3 protein-coding genes are annotated in these 2594 nt (G+C 57.4%); 2 read left to right on the top strand and 1 reads right to left on the bottom strand.

Features of this window, described 5'->3' with window-relative positions:
- Nucleotides 1-712: 712 nt before the first annotated feature.
- Complete coding sequence (locus tag I6F16_RS37340) at nucleotides 713-991, bottom strand: DUF2285 domain-containing protein (RefSeq protein ID WP_225174754.1); 279 nt, start codon at nucleotides 989-991, stop codon at nucleotides 713-715.
- 454 nt (nucleotides 992-1445) lie between these two features.
- Between I6F16_RS37340 and I6F16_RS37335 the strand changes: the two genes are divergently transcribed.
- Entirely contained in the window at nucleotides 1446-1727 is a 282-nt protein-coding gene (locus tag I6F16_RS37335) for a helix-turn-helix transcriptional regulator (protein WP_225174753.1), read from the top strand.
- A 21-nt stretch (nucleotides 1728-1748) separates the two neighbouring features.
- Complete coding sequence (locus tag I6F16_RS37330) at nucleotides 1749-1970, top strand: hypothetical protein (RefSeq protein ID WP_225174752.1); 222 nt, start codon at nucleotides 1749-1751, stop codon at nucleotides 1968-1970.
- Nucleotides 1971-2594: the final 624 nt, after the last annotated feature.

Below are 2594 nucleotides of genomic sequence, written 5' to 3'. Positions count from 1 at the left end.
AGATTGGCAGCGCCAGAGCAGGTGGTCCAAGGGGCCGCCGTTCGAGCGCCAGCGAAAGTCGATGAGCTGCCCGCAAACGAACCTCGAAATTGCGATCGAGCGGCAGGTCGACAGCAACCGATGAGGCGCCCGATGGAAGTTCGCGTGAGCCACAGGCGATGCTTCGCTCCCCCAGTGCCACGATGGCATGCCATCCATCCGGCGTAACGAAGCTCCCTGCCCGCTAGCTTGGTGAAATCCAGATCGTACGGTTGGGACGCCGTTGAGCCGACAGCCGCGCGCACGGACAGCACGGTCGATAGCACTTCAGGCGCTCAGAAAATGGCTTGTTGTTCGAACGTTTCTTGCGGATCAGCTGCAAAAAGACAGCCCCCACTGCTGTCGGACGTGGTGGCCATCGCGCCGGATCATTCGCTGGCGGCCAGGGCCATATAGTCCCTTTGGTACCCGCAACTGCGGCGCAGCCACTCCCAAGCTATGCCCGCAGCTTCTGCTTTCTTGGTGTCAGGCTAGGCTTCCTCTCATCTCCAATCTGCACCGGGCATCGTACTACTCTCCCCGTATGTTTTTAACGCCTGCAAGGAATTGCAGCCCGAGAAATGCGACTACTTCTGGCTGCAGATACAAATATTCGCTCTTTATGCAGTTCCGCGATGGGATGATCTAGTTTTGCGATCGGACATCAACAGAAGTGACGCCCTTTCCAACGCATTCATTCCTCGCTCTCCGGCCGACCGCGCTGCAGGAGATGCCGAAAGCCCTGACGCGCCGCCCACTTGGCGCGAGCCAGATGACTTTCAAAAGTACGGCGGGCGCGATCCGGATCAAGGGTGGAATCGATACCAAGCACAATGCGCGCAACTTCACGCCAATCAGCGTTATCGGCCTCGGCATCCAGGAGACGCATATAGGTGACGGCATGTTGCTCGTCATACGGCGTGAGCTGGGACGCGTTAGGCGCGGAATCTGCGACCTTGGGATGGGGCGGCACTGCCTGAAAGTCCTACCAGATTGAGAAGCATCGATTGTAGCGAGGGAGCCGTATTCAGAGCCTCTTTAGAGAACCGATCGTCGCGGCCTCCAGGAACATCCTTGCCAGAGTCGATTGATGGTAGCGCCTGTTCCCGTCGTTCCCTTCGATTTCGCTCGCTCAGACCGCCGCCAGAATGCATTTGATAGCGGTCCGTTACGCAGAGCGCGATCAGCAGAACTGCCGTCCTGCGTGCGGCGCCGTCGGCCCGAATCAAAAGGTCGACATCGGATGTGTCTCGTCATAGCTCGTCAGCATTGGCTCGCCCGTCGCGACATAGCGGCGTCTGGATCCGGTACCGGCTCTTCACTTAGCTTACGCGCGGACTCTGCTCATCTGTATTCGAGGCGAACCTACCGCAATAGGATGGTTATAGCCAGTGGTTTGATGGCCGTCAGAATGGCTGCTTTAGCGCATGAAAGCTCGTGCGCTTGTCGCCTGGAATGTGCGCCGCATCCGCGTAGATCGCGGTATTTCGCAAGAGGGGTTGGCCTACGATGCACGGGTTGACCGCTCCTTTTTGGGCGGTATCGAGCAGCAATCGCAGAACCCGACAATCGATATTCTCGAACGCATCGCAAAAACGCTTGATGTACATTTGTCTGAATTCTTTCTTCAACCACCCAAAGGTGCGGCGCAGCCAAAGCCCTTGCGTAAGGGTCGCAAGCCGGTGCGTTCACGTCGAAAAACCAAATAGTACTCTTCGATGACGGGGTCTATGCTGCTGCCCAAGCGGCAAACATCAATGTCGCAATTGCCGCAAACAGCGGCAGGGCACATTTCGTCGTTTTCAGCGAAGGTGAAAGCGATCTTTCTTACTAGAATTGGTAGCGGAAGTCGCTGCGTGCTTGCTGTAGACTTAGCCATCGAGATCGGTGACCGGTTCGCGGCTAAGGTGCCGCAATTGGTGACCGCGATCAGCAACGGTCGTGCCAGATGACTACAATCCAGAGGGCTCTTAAAAAACGGGACGAATCCCGCCATTCGTTAATACCGATCTAAGAACGGAGCTGCAGATGCCAAATCCGATAGGTACTCCATTCATCCGGCCAGCACACAAGATATCGCGACGGTGCGTCGCGGAACCGGTGCGGTCGCACCTGGAGGCGCCAAGCGAGCTTGGCTGACAATCCCCATGGCAATGACGCCGTTTGCGCTTGGCTGCGCTGCGGCGGCGAACGTTCGGCACAGTGCTCGTTGCGCACTTCGTGAGCCCAAGGAAAGTGGAGCAGCTTTAATCAGAAGCGGCACCATAGCGCCGTGCTGCTTGAAGCTAGCGGACAACTCATGGGCGGGCATACTAAGCGAGCCGTTTCGGCTCGTCTATCCCAGCCGAAAACGGGGATGGTCTGGGGCACCAAACACGTAGGCAGTTGGTCCGCTCGTGCTCTGCAGCGAACCGATTTCATGAAATGGTGCGGTGATTTCCAAACGATGTGACCTTGCCCCCGGGGCTTAATCCAGTTTGAAGTTCGTTCTGGCCCACGACGAGGACCAGAGCATGAAGCGTAGCCGCTTTACGGAAGAGCAGATTATCGGGATCTTGAAGGAGCACGAGGCCGGG

It is taken from the genome of Bradyrhizobium sp. IC4060 (assembly GCF_020193715.1).
Lineage (GTDB): Bacteria > Pseudomonadota > Alphaproteobacteria > Rhizobiales > Xanthobacteraceae > Bradyrhizobium > Bradyrhizobium yuanmingense.
The sequence above is the reverse complement of the archived record's forward strand: the minus strand, read 5'-3'. Positions and strand labels throughout refer to the sequence as shown.